We start from the raw sequence: 24720 nt of genomic DNA, 5'->3' as shown, positions 1-24720 counted from the left end.
CCGTACGGAACAGAACAGAACCTTCTGCATCTTCAACAAAACCTTTAGATTCGCTTTGCTCACTGGCAAATGCGGTTGAGACTAGGGCAGATTGAATTAAAACTGCCAATGCTAATTTTTTTTTCTGAGAAATTACCAAAGCCCCTGAAGCGGCGCCTAAAATTGCCATCGTGCCTTTTAGTCAAGACCAGAGTATTTATCCGATTGTAGAAAATGACCTGAATCGTTCTGGAAAATTTACCAGTGCTTCAAAAAACCTGCCTGCGACAGCGACCCTCAACACCCCTAATGCAGAAGCTTGGGCATCTGCTGGCGTACCTTATGTTGTAACGGGTTCATCTAAAACCAATCCTGATGGTTCGTTTAGCATCCAGTATCAACTCTATGATGTTGAAAAAAGACAATATTTACTCAATGAATTACTGACTGTTCCCGCCTCGCGTACCCGCCAGGCAGCGCATATGATCAGTGATGCAATTTATCAGGCATTAACAGGAATTGCAGGCGACTTTAGCGGCCGTATTGCCTATGTGCTGCGTAACCCGGCCACGCCGGAACAGCGTTATACCCTGCAAATCGCCGATACCGACGGTGAACAGCCAAAGACCATCTTGACCTCACGCGATCCGATTTTGTCACCAGCCTGGACACCGGACGCGAAAAAAATTGCTTATGTGTCTTTTGAGACCAAGCGCCCTGCTATTTATGTACAGGAACTGGCTACAGGTCAACGTGAAAAACTGGCCAGCTTCCGTGGCTTAAACGGCGCGCCAAGCTTCTCGCCAGATGGCAAAACTATGCTGTTTACTGCCTCCATGCACGGTAATCCGGAAATCTATCAGATGAGTCTGGAAACACGCCAGTTACAGCGTATGACCAATGATAGCTCAATTGATACCGAAGCCCGTTATGCACCAGATGGCAAATCCTTTATCTTTACATCAGACCGTGGGGGTTCTCCGCAGATCTACCGTTACGACCTGGTCAACCAGACCACCAAACGCTTAACCTTTCGGGGTGCCTTTAATGCTCGCGCAACTTTAAGTGCAGATGGGAAAAAGCTTGCCTTGGTACATCGCCCAAGCGGCAGTAATTATAAAGTAGCGGTACAGGATATAAATTCTGGTGTAACCAATATTCTGACCCCAACCAGTCTGGATGAATCGCCAAGCTTCTCACCAAATGGCCAGATGGTGGTTTATGCCACACGCGAAGGCGCACGTGGTCTGCTGTCAATCATGACCTTGGATGGCCGCTTTCGCATGAATTTACCAAGTGAAACCGGTGAAGTTCGTGAACCGGCTTGGGCACCCAAATAACAGTTTAATATTTAAAAATGCTTTACCCCATAATCAACCTTCATGGAGATGAAGATGAACAAAGTAAAATTATTTGCGCTTCCTTTACTTGCAGCAGCCGTAGTGATGACGGGTTGTGCAAGCCGCAAGCCTGCCGCTGAAGTACAGACCGGCAACCTGGATACTAGCGGTAGCACGACCGTCAATACTCAAGGCTTGAGTGAAGATGCAGCATTAGGTGCACAAAACATGGCTGGCGCATCATCCAAAGGGGTGACGGCTGAGAATAAGGCTTATCTTGCAAAGCGCGTTGTACACTTTAACTATGACAGTAGCGAACTCAGCAATGACGACATTCGCACGCTTCAGGCCCATGCCCAGTTCCTGATGGCCAATGCTAACTCCCGTGTAGCTTTAACCGGTCACACAGATGAGCGCGGTACACGTGAATACAACATGGCACTGGGTGAACGCCGTGCTAAAGCGGTTGAAAGCTTCCTGATCACCACTGGTGTCAATACCAACCAACTGGAAGCGGTCAGCTATGGTAAAGAAATGCCGGTGAATCCAGGCCATGACGAAAGTGCCTGGAAAGAAAACCGCCGTGTTGAAATCAATTACGAAGCCGTTCCGCCATTGTTGAAATAATCATTACCACACTCTAAGCCCAATAAAAAAGCACTCAATCGAGTGCTTTTTTATTGCATGAAGATTTGAAGATGAGATCATCCCTGCTCTTCCTCAGCAGGTTGCATCGATTCAATCATGTCATGCTTATTGAATTTTTTATATTCAGGCTTAGCCTCATAATCCTTCCAGGCTTCTTTCATCTTGTCTTCGGAAATCTCATCAAGATTAATTGCCTCTCCTGGCGTCGGAGTCGCATCAAACTTTAATACCGTCATCTCTGTGCTCCTATATACAACTTTTTCCTTTGCCTTCAACATAGCACTTTCCAGCAGAGTTGCAAGGGCAAAATCACAACAAATAACCCAGTTTAATTGTTCTTTTCAAGCGTTCTCATCTAAAATGTAGCCGCATATCGTTTTGATCATTTTTTCCTGATTTAAGTCTTGGAGCTTTTCTCTTATGTCATACCGCACCTTATCCCAGTTTTTACAACAACAAAGCGGGAACCTCACACCTGAACTTGCACAAGTAATTGAAACAATTGGGAATACATGTAAGCGTATTGATCAACTTCTGCAAAAAGGTGCTTTAGCAGGTATATTGGGAAGCGCCCAGCTTGAAAACGTTCAAGGCGAAGAGCAAAAGAAACTGGATGTCATTTCCAATGATTATCTGATTGATGCTTTGCAACAGCACCCACATGTCGGCGGTCTGGCCTCGGAAGAACTGGATACCTTTACGCCTGCACAAGAAAATGGTCAATACCTGGTCTTGTTCGATCCACTCGATGGTTCAAGCAATATCGACATCAATATGTGTGTAGGTACTATTTTCTCGGTTCTGCCTGCAAAAAATGCTGTAACTCAGGCGGAAGATTTCATGCAGGCTGGTGTACATCAGGTTGCAGCAGGTTATGTACTCTACGGTCCTTCCACCATGATGGCGCTGACTGTGGGTACCGGTACCGTATTCTTTACTTTTGATCCGGAAAGCCAGGAGTTTTTACTGACTTCTGAAAATATTCAGGTCGCAGCCGATACCCAAGAATATGCAATCAATGCTTCAAATCAGCGTCACTGGGAAAAACCGGTACAACGTTATATTGATGAACTGCTCGCGGGCAAAACTGGCCCACGTGAAAAAGACTTTAATATGCGCTGGGTGGCCTGTATGGTAGGTGATATTCACCGTATTCTGTGCCGCAGCGGGATTTTCATGTACCCATACGACCTGAAAGATCCTAAAAAAGCCGGCCGTCTGCGTTTAATGTACGAAGCCAATCCAATGAGCATGCTGATGGAACAGGCAGGCGGTACATCAACAACGGGCCGTGTACGCATTCTCGAAATCGAACCCACAGATTTGCATCAGCGCGTGCCTGTGATTATCGGTTCAAAAAACGAAGTTGAGCTTGTCACCAGCTACCATCATTAATTTTTAAACGGCAGTTGATGATCCGATCGACTGCCGTGGACTTTTCCCTATGCCAACCATCTTCCTTGAATCCAAAGACAATCCTAAAATTAAACACCTGCGTGGTTTAATTGAGCAGAATTCTTATCGTAAAAAACAAGGGCAAACCGTGCTTGAAGGTACGCACCTGTGTCTTGCATGGTTACATGAAAATAAAAAAATCAACTCCATTTTCACAACTGAACACGCCTTGGAACATCCTGATTTCGATACGATTTTAAAAAAATACTCAGGCGTGGTATTCGTGATTGGTGAATCACTTTATAAAGATTTAAGTACCTTAGGTACTTCTCTGGCCTGTCTGGCGATTGTAGATATTCCAAGCTCAAGTCAGACCTTGGACTACACGGCAGACACCCTGATTCTGGAAAATGTGCAGGACCCGGGCAATGTCGGCACCCTGTTACGTTCTGCTGCCGCGGCCGGAATTGATCAGGTAATTTGCACCAAAGGTTCAGCCTCACTCTGGTCACCCCGTGTACTACGTGCAGGTATGGGCGCGCATTTTTCTTTGCAAACTTTTGAAAATATTGCCCTGGAAGAGGTACTGCAAAACTTCAAGATTCCAGTGTATGTCACCAGCTCACATCGTTCTAGCAACCTGTATAGCAAGGATCTGCGTAAAGCCTGTGTCTGGATTCTAGGCAATGAAGGCCAAGGGGTATCAGATTATGCCCTGCAACATGCAGAAGCCGTGGCTATTCCGCAACCGGGTGGACAGGAATCCTTAAATGTTGCGATTGCCGGGTCAATCTGCTTCTTTGAAATGGTCCGTCAACGTATCTAAATGAGTATTTAGGTTACATTGTTTTAATTCCAACCCGTGTATTTGTAAAATAGATTACACTACAAAAATAATAAGTTTTATTGTCAACCAAATCATTAGTCCCAGCGTTATATATATAAAGTTGGGAATAATGGTGGGTGTCGAATGACAGGGTTTTCCATCTCTATGGATTTAGCACCAAAACCGTTACAGTCACAAGAGGCAAGTATTCTAAAGAGTACCGCTGAGTCTCGCTTAAAGAATTTCATGCAGGATGTGACTGGTCGCGCTTTGGTCATGATGGAAAGTGCAACTCAGGATCAGCATGGCATTGCCATGGATCTGGTTCAGGAAGCCTTTATTGCCTTGCATAAATCCTATGCTGAAAAAAGCACTGAAGAATGGTATCCCCTGTTTTATACGATCCTTAACAACAAGTTGCAGGATTGGCGCCGGAAAGAAGCGCGTCGGCGCCAGCCATTTTCCTTTTTTAAAAAAGTCAGCCTCGATGACGATGAGATTGAATTCGATCATTTGGTAGATGAATCAACACCATCCCCACTCGAGTTTTTGGATCAGGCGGTTACTGCTGAAGAAATTCAGGAGGCCATTGCCAAGTTACCGTTACGTCAACAACAGGCATTTATGCTTAGAGCTTGGGAAGGCTTTGATACTCATACCACGGCACAAATTATGAACTGCAGTGAAGGAAGTGTAAAAACTCATTATCACCGTGCTATTCAAGGACTGCGTGCCTCTTTAGCACATTTAAATCCATATCTGGGAGGGTCATCCGAATGAAAGAAGATGATTTCTTAAAGCAAGTAACTTCCAAACTTGATGGACTGGCACAACACCATAAAGACAAACCGGTGGTGATGCACCATGTTCTTGAAGAAATTCAGGAATCTAAACATTCACGTTTTGCATTTCTAAAAATGTCTGGTTTTGCTCTGGCAGCCGCAATTGCAGGTGTAATCGTTTTACCGAATATTGCTACCCAGCATGAGCCACAAACCCAAACTGTTTCAGTACCCAAACTCTCTCCACAAATGCTGGAAGATTTAGAAATGCTAATGGTTTTAGGTGAGGACAAGGTTCCCCATGGCAGCTAAAAGATTAGCGATTGCGTTCTGCGCATTTAGCTTTTTACAAACCAGTTTTGCAGGGGTTGAACGTTTCTGGATTTTTTCCAAGGACGCGCATACTCAGGTCAATGATACCTGGGAAGATCTGTCTGATTCTGAACAACTGGCCTTGATTAAACGCTATCAGGCCTTGAAGGAAATTCCGGAACAGCAACAAATTAATTTGCAGCAACGTCTAGACTGGTTTACTCAGCTTCCTGAGACTGAAAAACAGAAAATGCGTGAAACCTGGCAAATGATGAGCAGCCAGGAACGTAAAGAGTTAGGTTTACGGATGCAAAAGGCGAAACCTGAAGAACGTCTGGCCATTCGTGAAGAATATATTCAAAAATATCAGCAATTGACTCAGCCCAGCTCTCACTGAAATCTAAAGAATATTAAAAGCCTCTAAATAGAGGCTTTTAAAATATCAGAAGGTTGTGATTATTTCTTCCAGCGGCGATAGCCAACTAAACCAACCAAGCCAAGCAGCCCGAAAATACCGAAAGAGCCGCCACCACTAGAAGTATTATTGGTGTTCTTCAGCGTATTGCGTAGTAAAATCTCTGCATCAGCAGACATCAGCCCATCGGCATCAAATATATTATATATAATCGTATAATCTGCCTGACTTAAACTATTTTTCACTTTAAAAGTCAGTTGGCCGCCATAGCATCTCTCACCTTGATAATCACCTGGGCAAGGACCTTCACGTTCAGCACTGACACTTACTCCTGCCGGCATTTTAATCCGGATAGGAATTTCTAGCCCGTCGTTATTCCGATAAAAAGCCGGTTTGCCATTAATCGCAGGTCCATCCCCATCATCACTGTCATTTTCCAAAGGATTAACAGTTACGCTGAGATACTTATCAGGGCTAATGGCATAGACATCACTCTTGATAATGGGCTGAATATTGGCAAAAGTAACCTTTAAAATTCCCGAGCTACTCGCTCCTGTCTTCTTATCTTTCAAGGTGTATTTACAGAACTCCATATCATTAGCATCTGTTACTTTCCCATCAGTACGATACATGATGATCCGTTGAAGATCCGGCTTCCATTCACACTTTAAATTCGGATCTTCCGGATGACCTGTTACCGTAAGTGAATCCCCCTCACCTGTTAATCCACCTACGCCCAAAGACTTCACTTCAACATCATAGTTTTGTGCATTAAGCGCTTGAATGATAATTTCTTTGGCTTCCAAGTTTTCCTGTGGCATCGCCAGCTTAAAAGGGTCAATATAAATAGCGCGATATTTTTGGTGCTGCTTGGTATATTTGAGCAGCTCTTCAAACTCTCTTAACTCTTCTTTTAAACCTGGAAGCTCTTCTGGCAAAGTATCCTTGTGATTCAGAATAGATTGAAGATCATCAATATTTTTTTGGTAAGAATCCAATAGCTCTGTTAACGATACATTTTTAAGTCCGACTATATCTGCTGCAGTAAAACGCCGCATTTCAATCGAGCCAATGTCACAGGTATTTCTTGCAGCTGGATTGAAAAGTAAAGTGGCATCAACGACACGCTCAATCCCGCGCTGATCGTTTTCAATACAATTTTTGTCTCCAATATCAACCAGGTCTGTATCAGTTTGATTATCAATTGGATAATACATACCTAGATAACGATTATTGATCGAAGGCTCTATAAAAGGCGTCAACAGCTTTTCAAGCGCTGTATTGGATACATCAATATTGGTTGAGACCTTTTCTTTCTCCAGCTCTGGCAATACACACCTTGATTCCCCAGTTTGCTCTATTGCATTGAAATCGCTCGTGAAAGAAATTTTTGGTGCTGGGGGAGGATTTCCTGCATTCAATGCATATTCACAAGATAAACCTTTATTAAATGCCAAAACATTGTGTTTAAGCGTTTTTACTCCCAAGTCATCATAATATAAAACTGATTTTGCTACGTTTTCTACAATTGTATTGTTAGAAGCATTGAGCACTGAGCTACTGGCTAAAGGCCGGCTTAAATGATGGGCCATACGCAGAATATAGCCTTGGGCACTGGCGGTATTTTGGGCAATAGTTGAATTCTGGATATTTACTTTAGCTGCACCACAAAAATCTAGAATACTCGCTGTATGACTGGAACCATTTTCAATCAGACTGCTTCGGATAATATCCACCCCCGTGTGGGTACTGCCTAAATTTCCACTGCAATCCATGGCCAAGATGCTGCCGTACGTATTTGCCACATTGTTGCGAATTAAAGAATCTACTATCTGGATATTTTTTTCATTATTCAAGGCAGTCGCATAAATTGCTCCTCCTTCTGCCTCTGCTTTAGACCCTACAATTTCACTATTAATCACGCCTAAAGGCCCCGCGACATAAAATGTGCCCCCATTGCCCTGATCATAAGAATTTTTCGTCGCATAACCATCCTTTAATATAAGGTTCTGAATGTTTAAGCTCACCTGACTTTCTAAGGTGTTAAATAGTCGGGTCTTACTTTGACCAGAAATGGTGGTTTTCAGCGCTTCACGGGTAGGATATAAAAAAGTGATCGGGCTTTTTGTATTATAGCTATAGGGGGATTTACCATAGATCTTCACTGCTGACTCTACAATCAGTTCACGGTCTAGCTTATATTCACCTGCCTCAAGCTGAATGACATCAGCTGCACTCCCATCCAGTCGGAGTGTACGTCCAACATTACACCCCCCATAAGACTTATCCAGCTTTGCAGTTTTAATCGCTTCACGTAAAGAGCAAGCTTTAGAATTTTCCCCATCTTCATCTAACAGTGTGGTGACATAAATAGTTTTATCTTCAGCTGCCATCAAACTCATGGCAGATAAAATCATGACTGCAAGCAACCCTTTTTTATAATTTTTCATGATTGTTCCTTAATCTTTCAGAGAACGTTGTAATCCTATTAATCCCAACAAAGCAATTAGCCCACCAAAACCCCACGCACCTCCAGAAGTTTTAACTGACTTGTCTTGCATTTCATTTTTAAGCTCTTGCACAATCTGTGTACTCAAAACCAGATAAGGCTTGGATTTATTAAAGCGTGTAGAAGACGTCACGACCTGAATTTCAAAAATATCTGCGCCATGCCAACCAGAGTCCGGGGTATAAGTTACATTCCCTTCAAGATCAATGGTGGTTTTACCTTTTGATTCTGTTTTGGTTTGTACAATTCTCAAACATCCATCTTGCCAGCTTTGTCCTGATGCAGGTGGGCCTACCAAAATGCTGCATTGTTCTTTAGGCAAGAGGTCACTATCGCCAAGATAGGGCTGTATTGAAAATTTGGCCACCTCACCTTTCAGCAAATCCTGGCCGACCAGACTCGTAGAGGTTGGAACAATCACTTCAATGGCACCGCGGTCACAAAACTGGTTATCCATCAAACGGTTATTATTCCGCTGGTCAGCTTCTGCACAGCCAATCAGATTATTATCTACCTTATTCGAAGGCAGGCCTTTATTTACGATAGGCGAGTCTTCTACCACCGCATGACTCAACAAAATACGCGGCCGTATATACCCTAAGAACTGGTCTTTTGGTATGCTATAAGGGCATAAAATTGCTGTTGTATTTTCTCTGAAATTTTGACAAACGCCTTCACTCTGATTCGTTTTTTCTGCAAATAGATGGGTTCCAGTCCAGATCTGGTTTGGATAACGGGCTTCTCCGGCTCCACAACTCCCTACTAGATTATTTTGAACAGTTGTTTTATCTGTAGCGGTAATCTGACAATCCTGTGCACCATTTTTCAAGATAATACTATTGGCTACATAAGCTTTAGCATGCGGCGCTTCCAAACGTAAGGCTGTATCTGCATTATCGACAATGGTCAGGTTATTTAGTCCCATTCCATCCACTACATTAATCAGCACTCCGCTGTTTTTAAGTAGCGTACTGCTGCTCATTTCTGCATTTTTTCGTTCAATAGTTTCAAGATCAGCGACCTGACCGGCTGTATAGATATTGGCACTACTCAGATTTGAGGTTTGATTGTCTCTTAGTACACTTTGCGTGATAAAGAAAAATGGCAACTTTGTATAAAGAATGCCCCCTTGTTGTGCTTTGTTATTCTCAATCAGGCTATTTTTGATAATTACACTGCTCATCAGATTGTCACCAAACTGACCAGCACTATAAATTGCGCCTCCTTTTATAGCCGCGCCTTTAAACAAACGGCTGTGCTCCAGGCTTAATCTACCTTGGTTATAGATCAAGCCCCCTTCCTCAGCACAACTGGCCGCTCCACAGCCTTCTAGGTCTAGCTCTTTTAAAGTAGCAGTAATCCAATTTTCATTGTTAGCAATCCGGAACAGGTTATCTGTACCTTTCATCTGAATACGGGCATTTTCCCTGCCCCGCACCTGCTCGGTAGAGCTCCAGTTTCCATCATTTTCAGCAACAGATCGAATGGTCAGGGATTTTTTAACCGGAATGTGCTTATTCAGGACATAGGTGTTGTTTGCTTTTAATAAAATGGTGGTTGTAGAGTTCTCTCCTCCACATCCCAGGTAGCCTTCTTTGCCTGCCTCTCGGTTAATATATTCAATGGCTTCTCGAAGGGAACATTCCTTGTCGTCTTTTTCAATATCTTCTGTAGTGGTTACAACAATATCTGCACCATATGCCTGCCCTGCTATACATAGCAAAGCCACGCCTATGCCCCTCTTGAGCATAACCTTCTCCTTAGTTTTTTATTTATTTGTTTTTTTTCTAGAGTTGCATAATCCGTGCAACAGCGAATAATTTTGCCTTACTTTGGCATAGACTGAGTAATTACTCAAGATTTTTTATAACTTATCGATATTCGTCAATTAATGCATAAATCTGTCTTAAATTGGCATGACTTACCTTTAACTTTTCTCCTTTTAATAGCTGGATAATCTGCTCCAGGGTCTGCAATAATACCGAGGTTTGATGAGATCCGTAGTTGAGTAAATAATCAAAAATTTGTGGATCGAGATGTATCCCGCGACGATCCAGAACTGAAGAAACCAGCGCATAACGGTCAGCATATAGACTACCATTGGGTACTCGAACACTGACCGCCTGGGTCAGACGAGATTGCAGATCTGGTAGTTCCAGTTTTAATTCAATAGGCGCGAAACGCGATGAAAACACCAGCTGACCGCCCCCTTCATTATTATAATTAATCAAATGAAAAACGGCGCGTTGCCAATGCGGTACGCCACTGATGGCTTCAATATCATCCAGCGCAATCAGATCAAAACGGTCCAGAGAGGTAATGGCTTCAGTGGGTGCATCTAGCAGCTCTAATAAAGAAACTTGAATGGCCGACTTACCGATCTCCAGATAAGAATCACAAATCGCAGACAGTAAATGGCTTTTACCTGTACCTGCCCCACCATATACATAAAAATGGTTAATTAATCCAGCATGTAACTGTCGAATGGCATCAATGACATGCCCCCAGCCCGGACCCGAAAAATCACTGATTCGGGCATCGAGTTGAGGTTCTATATCTAACTGCAATTGACGCATATAATATTAATGGCCTTATGAGTCTTTATTAAAAGAGGCATCCATCTTACTGGATTTTTCATCAGCCTGCAGTGATTTTGCTTCTGGCTTTTTCATTTCAATATCAACGTCTACGTCTGCAGTCTCAACACTGATCGACCCTGTCGAAGCATCTCTGATCACCCGGGTTTTATAACCATAAAAATCCGTATGCTCATAATACTCCCGTATATGTCGCAATAACACTACAATTACAGCAGCAACCGGCAAGGCGATCAGCATCCCTAGAAAACCGGCCAGTTGCGCACCTGCCAATACCGCAAACACCACAGCAACTGGCGATAAACCAATTTTATCCCCGAGCAAGAAAGGCTGTAGCACATACCCCTCTACGGCCTGCCCCACCATAAACACCACACCGACCAAAACCAGCTGCCACCAGTCAATCCCAAACTGCAAGAAGGTCGCGACCACCGCTGCAATGATCCCGACAGCAAAACCCAGATAAGGAATAATACTGGCCAGACCTGCCACCATGCCAATAATCAGGCCCACTTCAAGTCCAATTAGTTGCAAACCGACTGCATAAACAATTCCTAATAAAACCATGACCAGGAACTGTCCTTTGACAAAAGCCCCCAAAACATTATGGCACTCAGATACGATCTTCAAGGTACTTTTTTCATAAGGACGTGGGATCAAGCGGCGCAAGCTTTCCAGCATACGGTCCCAATCCAGCAGGAAATAGAAGGCAATAATAGGAATCAGAACAATCATCCCGCCAATCTGTAAAAAGTTAATCCCGGATTGGGCCAAACGCAGTACAAAGGCCTGGATACTATCTGCACTATAATGGGTCTGTACATAGTCCATGACCACAGTGGAAATCTGGTTCGTATCGACTTCCATTTCAACCATATTAAAGGTATTCGACAACCAGGGTAAAAAGCTTGAATTGATCCATCCAATTATCGCCGGGATGTTGTCACGTGCATACATCAGCTGCTGCCAGATTAATGGAATCAGATACCAAATGGCCAGGGTCACCAGGATACCAATTCCAATAAACACGATACTGATTGAAAGCCAGCGCGGTAGTCCGGCGTCATGAAACTTATCGACCAGCGGACTTAACAGATAGGCTATCAAAAATGCCGCAACAAATGGAATAACAACAGGTTTAAGTAAATACAACATCCACAGCAATAAAGCTATCGCAGCTAGGATAAACACGCGACGCAATGTGCGATCTATCATAAATTTTGACCTTTTCTCTATTAATCATTATAAAAAGTAAAATATTTCCACAAAGATAGCATTTTAAGCCACAAATACCATAAGAGTTTTGCATATTCGGGTTATAATCCCTGCCGCGAATGCGGAGACTTCATTATGAGCAACTCAACTTCTACCCCAAACACTGGTTTAAGCTACAAAGATGCAGGTGTCGATATTGAAGCGGGCGACGCGTTAGTCGACCGAATCAAAACTGTCGCAAAGCGTACTTCCCGTCCTGAAGTGATGGGCGGTCTAGGCGGCTTTGGTGCACTTTGTAAAATCCCTAAAGGTTATGAAGAACCTGTTCTCGTATCTGGCACAGATGGTGTTGGTACAAAATTACGTTTAGCCCTGAACTTGAACCGTCATGACACGATTGGTCAAGATCTGGTGGCCATGTGTGTAAACGATCTTCTGGTATGTGGCGCAGAGCCACTGTTTTTCCTTGATTATTATGCCACTGGCCAGTTGAATGTCGATGTTGCTGCCAATGTCGTCACTGGTATCGGTAAAGGCTGTGAACTTGCCGGCTGTGCATTGGTAGGCGGTGAAACTGCTGAAATGCCAGGCATGTATGAAGGTGAAGATTACGATCTTGCAGGTTTCTGTGTGGGTGTGGTTGAGCAAAGCAAAATTATTGATGGCTCAAAAGTAAAAGCGGGTGATGTATTGATTGGTGTGGCTTCTTCAGGCGCCCATTCAAATGGTTACTCTCTGCTTCGTAAAATTCTTGACGTAAAAAATGTTGATCTGAATCAAATCGTAGATGGCCGTCCACTTGCCGATGTGGCAATGGAACCGACCCGTATCTATGTAAAATCTATTCTTGAACTGTTAAAACACGTTGATGTGCATGCAATGGCACACATTACCGGTGGTGGTTTACCAGGTAACCTGCCACGCGTATTGCCAAATGGTGCACAAGCGGTAGTGAATGAATCGTCATGGGAATGGCCAGAGCTGTTCAAACTGTTACAACGCGAAGGTGGTGTAGAACAGTTTGAAATGTACCGCACATTCAACTGTGGTGTTGGTATGGTACTGGTTGTTGATGCAGCTGCTGCAGATCAAACCATAGAGCTTCTAAATAGCTTCGGCGAAAAAGCATGGGCAATGGGTCATATTGTCGAAAATGCTGAGTCTGTTGCAGACGCTGACGAAAAAATTCGTGTAGTTTTCGCTTAAGCCCTAGATGATTAAAATCGCTGTTCTTGTTTCAGGCAATGGATCAAACCTGCAAGCCCTGATTGATGCAGATCTGTCAGGGAAAATTGTCGGGGTACTTTCCAACAAACCTGAAGCATATGCCTTAACGCGTGCACAACAAGCAAAAATTGCAACTGCGGTGATTGAACACCAGCAGTATCCAAGCCGTGAAGCATTTGATGATGTTATGCATCAGCAGCTTCTGGACTGGGAGGCGGACCTGATCGTACTTGCAGGCTTTATGCGAATTTTAAGTAAAAAATTTGTAAAAGCCTGGGAAGGGAAAATGCTGAACATTCACCCTTCTCTCTTACCGTATTACAAAGGTATGCATACGCATCAACGTGTATTAAATACCGGAGACGTATTGCATGGCTGTACTGTGCATTATGTGACTGCCGAGCTAGATGCCGGTCAGGCACTGGCTCAAGGTGTACTTAAAGTCAGTCATCAGGACACTGCAACAACCTTGGCAGAGCGAGTTCATAAGCTGGAACATCTGATCTACCCACAAGTGGTGGAATGGATCTGTAGCGGAACCCTTCAGCCTGCTGATACTGGGGTCTATTACCAGGGTAAATTGATGCATGAACCGGTTCAATTCTGCAAGTTTTAAAATTTCAAATAAATAAAAAACGCCTTTTCGAAGGCGTTTTTTATTTATTCTGTTAGAAAAACCAGCTGATAAATTATTCCAGCTTATCCCTGGATGAACTGTCTGACTTTCTCTGCGACTTTTAAAGGCTGCTCCAGAGGAAACATATGTCCACCGGCGAATATCTCAAAGGGAATACCGAATTTTTTCTCAATCTGTTGAGGGAATCGACGCTCGAGAAAAGGGCCTTTTTCAGCCACCAGCACTTTCACTGGAACTTGAGGTTTAGACTGAGGCAGCCACCAAAGTGATGGATTGGTCCTGAAGATCTCGACTTCATCCATCTTCGGAATAGTCAGCTCTACACCGCCCCGCACTGGATCAGTGCTAAGACCATGATCAATATATGCCTGAAAACAGTCTGCATCAAAATCTCGATAAAAACCTTTGGGACGAAGTAGCTCAGCCGCCTGTTCACGCGAGTCCCAATGATCACGACGGCGTTTGGATAAACCAGCCGGTGACATTTGATCCAGCGCCTTTAAACGCAGTATTTTTGCAGCATGTAATGCCAATACTTCTTTACCCATCATCAAGGGTGGATCCAGCATAATCACTTGAGAAAACAGTCCCGGACGTGTTAAGGCTGCCTGAAAACTCAATACTGCACCCAAAGAATGGCCTAAACCGATCACTGGCCTGCCATGCGCCTGACGTACAATACTATCAGTCACTTGCTGAGTCAGGCTCCGCCAGTGATTGTCTACCGGATAACGTTTATCTGGACCTAGAGCCTGAACATAAATAATATCAAAGTCCGGTTGCAGTGCATCGAACAGCTTTTGATAGACTTTGGAGGGCACGCCATTGGCGTGCGCAAAATGGATTAAAGGCTTCATTGCAGCGATGTATGATTCTCTGACTGGAGTTTCTGGGCAACCGAAGTGGCAATTCCTTCACCGATTGATGATCCCATACGGCCAAGCACTGACTCAAATGGGCTATATTCGATGGTATAGTTCAAGGCTTTATCTGTTTTCAATTCACGTTTTAATGTGTTCAGACTACCAACACGATCTGCAATACCGAGTTTTACTGCCTGCTCACCTGTCCAGAACAAACCAGAGAATATGGCAGGATCAGTTGATTTCAGTTTGTCGCCCCGGCCCTGTTTTACCGCCTGAATAAAATGACCATGCACATTATCCAGCACACCCTGTACATGTGCTTTTTGCTCAGGATCTACTGGCTGAGTCATGGAGAGCAAGGCTTTATTTTCACCAGAGGTCATGGTGCGGTCTTCAACTCCCATTTTCTGTAACAGGCCATTTAAGCCATAATTTGGCATAATCACCCCAATTGAACCCACCAGACTGGATGGATTCACAATGATTTCATCGGCTGCCGAAGCAATATAATACGCACCAGATGCACCGGTATCTCCAATCACTGCATACAGTTTTTTCTCCGGATGCTGCTTTTTCAGATACTGGATTTCCTGCCAGATTTCATCTGATTGCACCGGTGAACCGCCTGGCGAGTTAATATTCAGCACCACTGCCTTACTCTGTTTATTTTCATAGGCTTTTTTAAGTGATTTAATCGTATTGTTGCTATTTACACTCTGTTTGTCAGCAGCAATCGTGCCCACAATGTCGACCACTGCAAGATGCACACCTGCGCCTGAGCCGGCCTCAGAAGAGGCTACACTACAACTTTTACCGAGTGCTAAAATAATAATCAGCAGATAAGCAAAAGTTAGAAATTTAAAAAAAATTCCCCAGCGACGGGCACGGCGCTGTTCTTCTACAGAAGCTAAAACTGCTTTCTCCAGCAGCTTCCATTCCGGACCAGTGGGTTGCACTGGCTGTGATGACTGTTGTATTTGGTTTTCAGGTTTTGGTGGCCAATCGGACATAAACAACCCAATAAATTGATTTATCTTGAACCCATTATATACACTGAATAAGGTAATTCTGTCTAAACAAAACGTTTTCGCCTATAATAAATTTTATTTTCTTTCATTTTACCTATTAACACTCAATGACTGAACGAAGCTCGCAGAATATTGCTTATAGTGTATTAAAGTTTGTTAGCCGTCAGCCGATTCAATTTTCACGTTGGATTGCGCAGGCTCTGGCTGGTTTGGTCAATATTTTAAAAATTTCAAAAACTTCCAATACTATTCGATTAAATCTGGAAGTCAGCTTGCCTGAGCTTTCCAAGGAGCAACGGGAACAAATTACCCGCGCAGCCATCCGTAATGAACTGATGTCTTATTTTGAGTTCTTTAGTATTTGGGGTTCCAGTAACGAAAAAAACCTGTCCCGCATCCATCAGGTTCATGGTCAAGACATCTTTCAGCAGGCTTTAGCTGAAAATAAGGGACTTGTGTTAATTGTGCCGCATTTTGGGACTTGGGAAATTATGAATGCCTATTTTGCCCAGTATACCCAAATGACCATCATGTATAAGCCAGTTAAAAATCCAGCTGTTGATCGTTTTGTACATCTGGCACGTAGCCGTGAAAAAGCCCATCTGGTTCCGACCAATGACTCCGGTGTCCGTCAAATCTTTAAGGCACTTAGACAAGGAGGGACGACTGTTATTCTGCCGGATCATACCCCAAGTATAGGGGGGGAATATCTGCCTTATTTTGGTATCCCGCTCGCTACCAGCAATTTAAGTGCCAAACTTATTCAAAAAACCAAAGCCGAAGCCTTGTTTTTATACGCTTTACGTAATGACAATGGCGGCTTCGATATGCATATCGAAGCGATAGACGAGCAGATCTATGAAAATGATGCAAATTATGGAACACAGGTCATTTTTAAAACTCTTGAAAACCTGATACGGCGCTATCCTGAGCATTATCACTGGAGTTATAAACGCTTCAAGGCCAATCCAGAATTACGCGGATTGTATACCATGGAGCATCAACAAGCCTTGGCCAAAGTCCAGCAGATCAGAATAGCAGCTCAACAACAAAATAAATTTATTGCACCTATTTAAATCTGGGTTTAATTCCGCTTAAGCCAGAAAAATTTGTCACGGTAGGCGTGTACTAACATATTCTGCTCCTGTTTTGAAAATTCAATTGTGCCTTTTTCAATAGTCGTAATCAGAGGAATCTCCAGGGCGTCCAATCGAGCTTGAGTCATACCACTGGGATGCCCATAACGATTAAAACGCCCCGCAGAAGCAATCGCAAGTTTAGGCTGGTAATGTTTCAGAAATTCATAGGCGGAACTATGCTTGCTTCCATGATGCCCCAATACAAGCACATCCACTTTGAGCGCCGGATAATGCTGCAGCAGATAGAATTCTGTTTGCCATCCCGCATCACCCATGAGCAAGAAATTCTGATACGGTGCCCCACCCTGTATTTCGATATGTAATACGCATGAATTTTCATTTTTATTTATAGCAGCTTGTGAAAGATGCTGAATTGGAGGAGATAGAACAGTAAACTTAACTTGCTGTCTCCATTGCCATTGCATACCTGCATGACAATACTGAAATGGGACAGACTGATCACCCTTAAGGGTCTCGTTGGCATAAATTTCTTTGACTTTAAGCTGATTTTTAATACTGTAATACGCTCCACTATGATCTTGGTCCAGATGGGTCAATATCAGTTGATCAAGCTGAGCTACGCCTTGCACCGATAAAAAAGGCATAATAATTTGCCGACCCACACTAAATTTTTCTTCATCATAATATCCGCCCATATCCACCATCATACTGTGCTGACCATTCCGGATGAAAATCGCCTGCCCTTGCCCCACATCAAGTATCGATAATTGAAAAGGTGCAGCATAAAACTGCGGAATGCAAAGCGGTACACAACTTAAGGCAGCCCAGGATTTGGGTAACACCCCTCTTGGCATAAAGACAATCAGAACGGCCAATATCATCAGGCCGATCATCCAGATATTCATGGCGAATGGAATGAGCTGCGGCTTGAACCAGTAATCCAGTACATTCAAAAAGGCCAGCAGTATTTGCAAGAGAAGATCATTCAGTTGAAATAGCACGCTTGAAAATGGCTCTGCAATAAAAAACATTACCGCAGCCAGAATATCCAGAGGAACAATCAACAGGCCAATCCAGGGAATGGCGACGAGATTACTAAAGGGAGTAATCCAGGCAAGCTGCTTAAAGAACAGCATCATTAAAGGGAATAAGGCCAGAAAAATCTTCCATTGGGACTCCACCAGCACTTTGCCTGCCAGAGACAGGCGCTGCCAGGTACTGGGCTGGAGTTCACGCGGTTGTTGCTGGATCGTCTGGTAAATCCTGAGCAAGACAAAACAGGCGCCATAAGACAGCCAAAACGCGGCCGATAAAATACTGAAAGGGTCAAATAAGAGTAATAAGGCCGCACTTAAAATCAGCAGTTTTAAAGCTTGGACTTGCTGTCTCAAGATCATCGTGATGATTCCAAGTACACAGATCAGCATAGTTCGCATTGCGGGCACTTCAAAGCCCACAAAGGCACAATAAAGTAAAACACAGAGCAGGAAAGGCACACTTAAAAAATACTGACGCGGCCAACGCAAATAAAGCAGAGGGGAATATCTTGACACCATCCACTGCAAAGCTGAACAGCACATCAAGGCAAAAATCAGCACATGCGGGCCAGAGATAGCCAATAGGTGACTCATTCCAAAACGCCGGAACTGCTCTTGTGTGGCGGATTCCAGTAAACTCTCATCGCCCGTTAGCAAGGCCAGTAACAAGCCTTTATTTTGCACAGGCTGTCTAAGGATAAATGCTCTTAATTGCAGTCGCTGCCTTTCCACCCAGAGTAAAAAGCGCGATTGGAATGTTCTTTGTTCCCGAAGATGCCTGCCATAGCCCAGTGCATACACAGCAGCAGGATCGAGTTGCTGAATATTCTGGATCCGAAAACCAGCCATCACATTCTGCTCTAAAGCCCACTTTTCTGCATCAAAAGCTCCCGGTGTTGCATAACTGTGGGTTGGTCGAACTTCTCCCTGCAACAGATAATAACGCCCCAACTCAAGCGTAGAGCCATGAGTGTTCTGAGTATCCACAGCTTTCTGTAGAGAAGATGGCGCTAAAAACCCCATCCATTTTATAGCGTCGCCTTGCGTTATCAGTACTTCTAAAGGCTGCTGAATCGAGCTGTTTCCCAGCTTATTCAGGTTTTTGATATAGACCACAACTTTTTTCTGCTGAACTTTATGCTCAACATTCAGGAGGCGCTGACTAAGCTGCTGATTGGCATAGCCCTGCCCCAACATCATGCCGATGATACTCATCAGGCACACGATAACAAAGCGTCGTAGCGGTGTATTCAAAAGCGGGTTAAATATAGTGCAGCCCAGGTAGCAAAATGCCGCAATCAGCATAATGAGTGAAGTACTCAGCTGAATATTCAGAATATTTCTTCCCATAAAGGCCAGACCTGTAATCCAGCCCACACACAGCCACTGCAACATGAATTATTCTATCTTGTTATTGTTTTCAGGCCATCATAAAGCCCACCGGAGTGGGCTTCAATTAAAGAAGATTTTTCTTGTAATTTAGTTCTCCAGCCACAGACCATCCTGCATATGTAAAATTCGGTCTGCTGCATGTGCCAGCTGTTCATCATGGGTAACGATCAGCATCGCCATATTAAATTCACGACGCAGCTCTGTCAGCAGTTCAAATATTTTTTCCGCTGTTTTACGATCTAGGTTGCCAGTCGGTTCATCGGCCATCAACAGCTTGGGTTTAGTCACCACAGCCCGTGCCAATGCGACACGCTGGCGCTCCCCGCCTGACAGCTCACCAGGCTGATGCGTCAGGCGATGAGACAGTCCGACACGTTCCAGCAGATATTCAGCCTGCTGTTTGGCTTCCTTAAAGCTGGTTCCTTTGCGTAGCATCAAGGGCATGGCCACATTTTCCAGTGCAGTAAACTCTGGAAGAAGATGATGAAACTGGTAAACAAAGCCCAGATGTTCATTTCGCATATAGCCACGCTCTGCCTCGGACAGATTATCAAAGCGGCGACCATTGACCATCACCTGCCCGGCAGTCGGGCGATCAAGCCCGCCCAGTACATGCAATAAGGTGCTTTTACCGGAACCACTGGAGCCAACAATTGACACAAATTCACCAGCTTGGACCTGCAATGAAATTCCCTTAATTACTTCAACAGTCGATTTTCCATCTGTAAAAGACTTCTGAATACTCTGGGCATCTAAAATCAGATTACTCATAACGCAATGCCTCTGCCGGTTGAATTTTCGCTGCTCGCAAAGCCGGATAAATGGTAGCAACAAAGCTTAGCGCCAGTGACAGACCGACAATTACAAGCACATCTTGCCAGCGCAGATAAGAAGGTAAATAGTTAATAAAGTAAGCATCAAACATATTTAAACCGAATGCAGTATTTAACCAGCCAATAAAACTGCTGATACTGGTCGCACTAATAATGCCCAGAATTGCCCCAGCACACGTACCAATAACTCCAATCACGGTACCTTGCACCATAAAGATTTTGGTAATTGTGGCAGGTGAAGCACCTAAGGTCCGCAAAATCGCAATGTCTGATTTCTTGTCAGTCACCACCATGACCAGCGATGACACAATATTAAAAGCTGCCACCAGAACGATCAGAAAGAGAAGCAAACTGACCATGGCTTTTTCCATCTGGATCGCGCTGAATAGATTGCCGTGGGTATAGGTCCAATCAGAGGCATAGAAATTAGCTGGCAAATCACGTGCAATTTCCTGCGATACTTGCGGAGCAACGAAAATATCATCCAGCTTCATGCGTATCCCCTGCGCGCCATCTGGCAAACGCAGTAAGGTCGAGGCATCATTCAGGGCGATATAGCCCATCATCGAGTCTACTTCGGCACCAATACTAAAAAGGCCAACCACCTTGAAACGCTTAAAGCGTGGCACCACTCCTGCCGGCGAAGGTGTGGCTTCAGGTAAAACCAGGGTAATGTTGTCATTCAGGCCAACCCCCATGGCATCGGCCATCTGCTTACCTAAAACAATCCCGAATTCACCCTTTTTCAGCTGATCAATACTGCCCTCAACCATATGGTTTTGAATGATCGAAACCTTCTTTTCATATTCTGGTTCAATCCCGGTCACCATAATTCCGGCGACCTGTCCCTGAGCGGTCAGCATCCCTTGTAACTGGGTAAATGGTGCTACCCCCTGAACATGCTCATGCTGTTCAATTTTGTTTGCAAGTTCAGGCCAATTTGTTAAGATTTGTGTTGAAGAAACAGTTGCTTGAGGTATCATTCCCAAGACACGGTTTTTTAGCTCGCGATCAAAACCATTCATCACAGATAACACTGTAATGAGGACGGCTACACCGAGTGTGAGACCGATCATTGAGACCAGTGCAATAAAAGAAATAAAGTGGTTACTACGCCGTGCGCGAGTATATTTCAACCCTATATACAGCGAGATTGGTTTGAACATACCATCTAGTCCGAGGTAATAAATTATGGAAAATGTCCAGCATCCAAGCGGATTCGCGGAAAGACGCGTCATGTCTCGAATCGATGCTGCCTTACGAATCAATTATCAGATTATTTCCGATGATGTTGCCTTAAATGACCCTTATGACTCTAATTTTGTCTTGCCTCGCTATTTTCTACTACTTGCCGAGTTAGATCAATTTGATCATGCTGTTAACTACGAATTAGAACAATTGTCTGAAAAAGATCAACAAATTTCTCGAATATTATCCTTATTTAATCAAAAATTAAACCTTATTACTGGCTCTTTATACGATGCCATTGTACAAAGCCTGTTGCCTATACCGGAACAGGTCAACTTTTCGGAGACCGGTTTTAGCTTCTTTAGCAACCATCTGATCAATGAAGGCACTTATCTGCATGTGACCTTAAGCCATCCTGAGAACTTTTTCCATATCGCGGCAACCGCACAGGTGGCCTATAGCCGTGAAGAAGAAAATGGCAAATACCGGACGGGAGCTTATTTTATTACCTTACATCCGCAGGATCGCGTCAAGCTGGGTGAGTCGGTCAAAAGCAATTTCAGTCAGTAAAATGTAAATCTCAAAAGTCTTCCGGAAGGCGAGCAGAATAACTTGCCTTAATCGCTTTAGAAAAATAAACCAGTAAACCTAACAGTAAAATAACCACGCCTACCAGCGCCATAAACGACAATTTTTCATCATTCAATATCACCCCGACAAACAGGGCAAACATCGGGGTGACCACTGTCGTTAAAGAGAGTGTGGTTGCCTTAATTTTTTGTACCAGTTTAAAGTAGCAGAACATAGCGACCAGTGAGGCCATAATCACCGTATAACTGAGCCCGATAAGGGATTTGGCCTGAGGGATTTCGGTTGGTGCAAATTGCCAGATAAAAGGCAACATAGCACCAGCCAGTAGTGCCGAAACTGCAATCGAACCGGCCGCCTGCGTCATTGGCTCAAGTGGTGCATTGATCTGCTTCACCCAGAACATGGAAGCACAATAAATAACCACACTGAGCAACATCAGCCCAATACCCACAGGCTGAATATGCTGGTCTTTACCGCCAATACAAATAATACCAAGTCCCAACAGGGCAATCGCCATACCTAACCACTGTGAAGGATAAAGCTTGAGCTGAAACACAAAACGACCAATCAGGCCGGCAATAATCGGAGACAGCCCGAACATCAGCGCGATAATCCCAGAGCTTAAATAGCTCGTCGCCAGATAGGTAAAAATCTGTGAGCCAATAAAGCTGCATGCCCCGGCCAGATAACTATGCAGGGAAATCCGGTCTAAAGAAAATCGGCTTTTAAATATCCACAGCAGTACAAAAGCAAACGGCAAGGCCAAGAAAAAGCGCAAGGCCAACGCCCAAAGTGGATGCAAGTCTGTGACACTCCAGACAATTGCCAGCGGTGTTGTTGCCCAGATAAAAACCAATAAGGCATAGGTCACAATCATATTGGTTTGTATAGGCATGAAATAAAGCTCTTAGAGAACGGAAGTTTTACGTTTCTGCTTTTGAATGGTTTGGTCTAATGAACTGGAAAATTCACGCTTATCCCGTTCAGAAATGGGGGGTGGGCCACCCGTCTGCACCCCTGCGCCACGCAAGGTATCCATAAAATCACGTAAATGCAGACGTGCCCTCACATTGGCTTCGGTATAGATTTCCCCGCGTGGATGAATGGCAATTCCGCCCTTCTCTATCACCTCTGCAGCCAAAGGAATATCCTGGGTAACTACAATATCATGCGCTTTCATACGATCCACAATTTCCTGATCCGCTGCATCTGCTCCGCTCATGACCTGAATCGAGTTAATCCGTACTGAAGGCGTAATTCCTATAGGCTGATTGGCTACAAAAGTCACTTCCAGCTGGTAGCGATCTGAAGCACGGATAATCACATCTTTCAGGATACGAGGCAATGCATCGGCATCGACCCAAAGTTTAAATGGCAACACAAAGCTTTCCATAGAGGGAGAAATCCCGATTAGTGTAGCAAATCATCCGCTCAAGGTTGAAGATTAAAAATATGGTTCTGGCTTTTTCTATGCAGAAAACTAAGACTGTAATCCTTGTACAGCTGGCCTTCAAGAAAAAATAGATTTCATCCGATTTACATTTTAATTTTAAAATTCATTCAATTGACTTGAAAAATCGTAATAACCCTCGATTAACATAAATAAGTCATCCAAGATCAATTGTGTATATGAAAAAACAGAATAGCCCAGAGATCATTACCATTGATGATCAGAATTTCGGTAGTCATGTCGAGCATTGGACCTTGCTGACCGAAAATCCAGGCACAGATGTTCCCCAATGGTTAGGCCAAGCTCTTGACGCGCCTGTTATGCCCATGGGCCTGTGTACGCAAGAAGGAGAAATGGATGAAACGACCTGGCTGATTCAGGGACCTAGCAAAGCTGCAGTGCAGTTGAGTCAGGTAATTGCGGTAGAAAACAACAAGCCTCAGGCCGTAAAAACCGCATTCCCATGTTTTGAAAGCCCGTATCAGATCAAAGCCAGCATTGACCGGATTATTTCCTGTAAATCCAATACCCAAGCTGTGCTTTGCCTGAATCTTGGTGCCAACAGTATTATTTATGCTTTCGATAACCTGTATAGCGTTAATCGGCAGCATTATGAAAAAGACCAGTCTTATATCGTCAACCTGAATGCCTGGGCTTATGAGCTTGAGGCCGTCGGTGATCACGAACATCTGGTGGTAGATGATCCGGCATCCATTAAACATCACCGTGCCTTAAATGATATTCTGGCCGCCAATAACGGTGTGGCTCCTGAGAATTTGCAGGAACAGATTGATGCATGGGAACCAAAAACCGAAGAAGATAAAGAACCCGTCACTGTCGATTTTTCCAAAATGGTGGCCTATCTCTACGGCGAAACCTTGGGGCAGGAAGATGAAGCCTGGTTCCAGGGCAATATTGTCGGCAAAACCACCATGCAATTTATGGCTCAGAACTATACTTTATACGATGTCACCCTGCTTCATGATGAAGGCCAGCCCGCCACCCTCATCCGGATTGCTACTCGCAATACCGAATATAAGGATTTTGAAATCGGCCAATATATTCGAGGCAATCTCTGGATTCAGGCCAGTATCTATAAAAAATCAGCATAACTTGCAAAGAGGAGATATTCACTTATAGCCGAATATCTCCTGATTATTTTTAATTTAATTTTTTCTATTTTCCGATTATTTTTAATGGGTTGATTGAAGCGAAAATAATGAATTTCGGCTTTATTTTACTTTGTTTTATAAAAGCTTTTAAATCCAATGAAGCGTTCTTGTGAATTTGTTTAATTAGGCTTTTGAGATTATAAAAATTATGAAATTAAAAAACTTAGAATAAATCTTTAGA

The 24720-nt window shown here is 43.8% G+C and carries 23 protein-coding genes and 2 pseudogenes; 12 read left to right on the top strand and 13 right to left on the bottom strand.

The features are described 5' to 3' along the window. Positions 1-133: pseudogene (locus tag E2K52_RS15675) on the bottom strand (outer membrane porin, OprD family); the annotation flags it as partial. On the opposite strand from E2K52_RS15675, the pseudogene tolB reads away from it, so the two are divergent. Beyond that, positions 129-1319, top strand: a pseudogene (tolB, locus tag E2K52_RS02900) (Tol-Pal system beta propeller repeat protein TolB); the annotation flags it as partial. The pseudogenes E2K52_RS15675 and tolB overlap by 5 nt on opposite strands. Positions 1320-1373: 54 nt before the next feature. Next, positions 1374-1946, top strand: coding sequence for a peptidoglycan-associated lipoprotein Pal (gene pal / locus E2K52_RS02895; RefSeq protein WP_151203543.1), 573 nt, complete (start codon positions 1374-1376; stop codon positions 1944-1946). Between the two features lie 77 nt (positions 1947-2023). Here the strand turns inward: pal and E2K52_RS02890 are convergent, their stop codons facing one another. Next, positions 2024-2203 (bottom strand): NF038105 family protein, encoded by a 180-nt coding sequence (locus E2K52_RS02890; RefSeq protein ID WP_151203547.1) that lies wholly within the window; start codon positions 2201-2203, stop codon positions 2024-2026. Between the two features lie 184 nt (positions 2204-2387). On the opposite strand from E2K52_RS02890, the gene E2K52_RS02885 reads away from it, so the two are divergent. The 5 genes from E2K52_RS02885 to E2K52_RS02865 all read left to right on the top strand — a co-directional run bounded on the left by E2K52_RS02885 (position 2388) and on the right by E2K52_RS02865 (position 5679). Continuing rightward, positions 2388-3362, top strand: a complete 975-nt coding sequence (locus E2K52_RS02885) for a class 1 fructose-bisphosphatase (protein ID WP_151203541.1) — start codon at positions 2388-2390, stop codon at positions 3360-3362. Between the two features lie 49 nt (positions 3363-3411). Further along, a complete protein-coding gene (locus E2K52_RS02880; RefSeq protein ID WP_151203539.1) occupies positions 3412-4188 on the top strand; it encodes a TrmH family RNA methyltransferase in 777 nt (258 codons plus the stop codon). Positions 4189-4353: 165 nt separating this feature from the next. Beyond that, on the top strand, positions 4354-4968 hold the full coding sequence (locus E2K52_RS02875) for an RNA polymerase sigma factor (RefSeq protein WP_151203537.1): 615 nt from the start codon (positions 4354-4356) through the stop codon (positions 4966-4968). After that, positions 4965-5282, top strand: coding sequence for a hypothetical protein (locus tag E2K52_RS02870; RefSeq protein ID WP_151203535.1), 318 nt, complete (start codon positions 4965-4967; stop codon positions 5280-5282). Before E2K52_RS02875 ends, E2K52_RS02870 begins: the two co-directional genes overlap by 4 nt. Further along, positions 5272-5679 (top strand): DUF3106 domain-containing protein, encoded by a 408-nt coding sequence (locus E2K52_RS02865; RefSeq protein WP_151203533.1) that lies wholly within the window; start codon positions 5272-5274, stop codon positions 5677-5679. Before E2K52_RS02870 ends, E2K52_RS02865 begins: the two co-directional genes overlap by 11 nt. A gap of 59 nt (positions 5680-5738) precedes the next feature. On the opposite strand, the gene E2K52_RS02860 is transcribed toward E2K52_RS02865, so the two are convergent. From E2K52_RS02860 to cxpE, 4 genes are all read right to left on the bottom strand, one after another. Beyond that, positions 5739-8147, bottom strand: a complete 2409-nt coding sequence (locus tag E2K52_RS02860) for a CSLREA domain-containing protein (RefSeq protein ID WP_151203531.1) — start codon at positions 8145-8147, stop codon at positions 5739-5741. Between the two features lie 9 nt (positions 8148-8156). Next, entirely contained in the window at positions 8157-9956 is a 1800-nt protein-coding gene (gene rbtA / locus E2K52_RS02855) for a rhombotarget A (protein WP_151203529.1), read from the bottom strand. A gap of 121 nt (positions 9957-10077) precedes the next feature. Further along, positions 10078-10782, bottom strand: coding sequence for a DnaA regulatory inactivator Hda (hda, locus tag E2K52_RS02850; RefSeq protein ID WP_151203527.1), 705 nt, complete (start codon positions 10780-10782; stop codon positions 10078-10080). Positions 10783-10797: 15 nt separating this feature from the next. Continuing rightward, entirely contained in the window at positions 10798-12018 is a 1221-nt protein-coding gene (gene cxpE, locus E2K52_RS02845; RefSeq protein WP_151203525.1) for a chloramphenicol efflux transporter CxpE, read from the bottom strand. 135 nt (positions 12019-12153) lie between these two features. Here cxpE and purM point away from each other — a divergent pair, with 135 nt between their 5' ends. After that, entirely contained in the window at positions 12154-13224 is a 1071-nt protein-coding gene (purM, locus tag E2K52_RS02840) for a phosphoribosylformylglycinamidine cyclo-ligase (RefSeq protein WP_151203523.1), read from the top strand. Positions 13225-13231: 7 nt separating this feature from the next. Beyond that, positions 13232-13861, top strand: a complete 630-nt coding sequence (purN, locus tag E2K52_RS02835) for a phosphoribosylglycinamide formyltransferase (protein WP_151203521.1) — start codon at positions 13232-13234, stop codon at positions 13859-13861. Between the two features lie 83 nt (positions 13862-13944). Here the strand turns inward: purN and E2K52_RS02830 are convergent, their stop codons facing one another. Continuing rightward, a complete protein-coding gene (locus E2K52_RS02830; RefSeq protein WP_151203519.1) occupies positions 13945-14739 on the bottom strand; it encodes an alpha/beta fold hydrolase in 795 nt (264 codons plus the stop codon). Then, positions 14736-15758: a signal peptide peptidase SppA gene (sppA, locus tag E2K52_RS02825; RefSeq protein WP_151203517.1), complete on the bottom strand. Its 1023-nt coding sequence runs from the start codon at positions 15756-15758 to the stop codon at positions 14736-14738. The genes E2K52_RS02830 and sppA overlap by 4 nt, the downstream gene beginning before the upstream one ends. A 125-nt stretch (positions 15759-15883) precedes the next feature. On the opposite strand from sppA, the gene E2K52_RS02820 reads away from it, so the two are divergent. Next, on the top strand, positions 15884-16852 hold the full coding sequence (locus E2K52_RS02820; protein ID WP_151203515.1) for a lysophospholipid acyltransferase family protein: 969 nt from the start codon (positions 15884-15886) through the stop codon (positions 16850-16852). A gap of 8 nt (positions 16853-16860) precedes the next feature. Here E2K52_RS02820 and E2K52_RS02815 read toward each other — a convergent pair whose 3' ends face one another. The 3 genes from E2K52_RS02815 to E2K52_RS02805 all read right to left on the bottom strand — a co-directional run bounded on the left by E2K52_RS02815 (position 16861) and on the right by E2K52_RS02805 (position 21304). Continuing rightward, on the bottom strand, positions 16861-19308 hold the full coding sequence (locus E2K52_RS02815) for a DNA internalization-related competence protein ComEC/Rec2 (protein ID WP_151203513.1): 2448 nt from the start codon (positions 19306-19308) through the stop codon (positions 16861-16863). An 84-nt stretch (positions 19309-19392) separates the two neighbouring features. Continuing rightward, positions 19393-20076, bottom strand: coding sequence for a lipoprotein-releasing ABC transporter ATP-binding protein LolD (gene lolD, locus E2K52_RS02810; RefSeq protein ID WP_151203511.1), 684 nt, complete (start codon positions 20074-20076; stop codon positions 19393-19395). Beyond that, positions 20069-21304, bottom strand: a complete 1236-nt coding sequence (locus E2K52_RS02805; RefSeq protein WP_151203509.1) for a lipoprotein-releasing ABC transporter permease subunit — start codon at positions 21302-21304, stop codon at positions 20069-20071. The genes lolD and E2K52_RS02805 overlap by 8 nt, the downstream gene beginning before the upstream one ends. A 25-nt stretch (positions 21305-21329) precedes the next feature. On the opposite strand from E2K52_RS02805, the gene E2K52_RS02800 reads away from it, so the two are divergent. Beyond that, positions 21330-21896 carry a PilZ domain-containing protein gene (locus E2K52_RS02800; protein ID WP_151203507.1) on the top strand — a complete coding sequence of 189 codons (567 nt, stop codon included), beginning with the start codon at positions 21330-21332 and terminating at the stop codon, positions 21894-21896. A gap of 10 nt (positions 21897-21906) precedes the next feature. On the opposite strand, the gene E2K52_RS02795 is transcribed toward E2K52_RS02800, so the two are convergent. Together E2K52_RS02795 and E2K52_RS02790 are read right to left on the bottom strand one after the other, a co-directional pair. Then, on the bottom strand, positions 21907-22812 hold the full coding sequence (locus E2K52_RS02795; protein ID WP_151203505.1) for a DMT family transporter: 906 nt from the start codon (positions 22810-22812) through the stop codon (positions 21907-21909). A gap of 12 nt (positions 22813-22824) precedes the next feature. After that, on the bottom strand, positions 22825-23310 hold the full coding sequence (locus E2K52_RS02790; protein ID WP_161981116.1) for a YaiI/YqxD family protein: 486 nt from the start codon (positions 23308-23310) through the stop codon (positions 22825-22827). A 236-nt stretch (positions 23311-23546) separates the two neighbouring features. On the opposite strand from E2K52_RS02790, the gene E2K52_RS02785 reads away from it, so the two are divergent. Beyond that, complete coding sequence (locus tag E2K52_RS02785; protein WP_151203501.1) at positions 23547-24479, top strand: hypothetical protein; 933 nt, start codon at positions 23547-23549, stop codon at positions 24477-24479. The last annotated feature ends 241 nt before the right edge of the window (positions 24480-24720 follow it).

It is taken from the genome of Acinetobacter sp. RF14B (genome assembly GCF_006864105.1).
Classification (GTDB): domain Bacteria; phylum Pseudomonadota; class Gammaproteobacteria; order Pseudomonadales; family Moraxellaceae; genus Acinetobacter; species Acinetobacter lwoffii_C.
The sequence above is the reverse complement of the archived record's forward strand: the minus strand, read 5'-3'. Positions and strand labels throughout refer to the sequence as shown.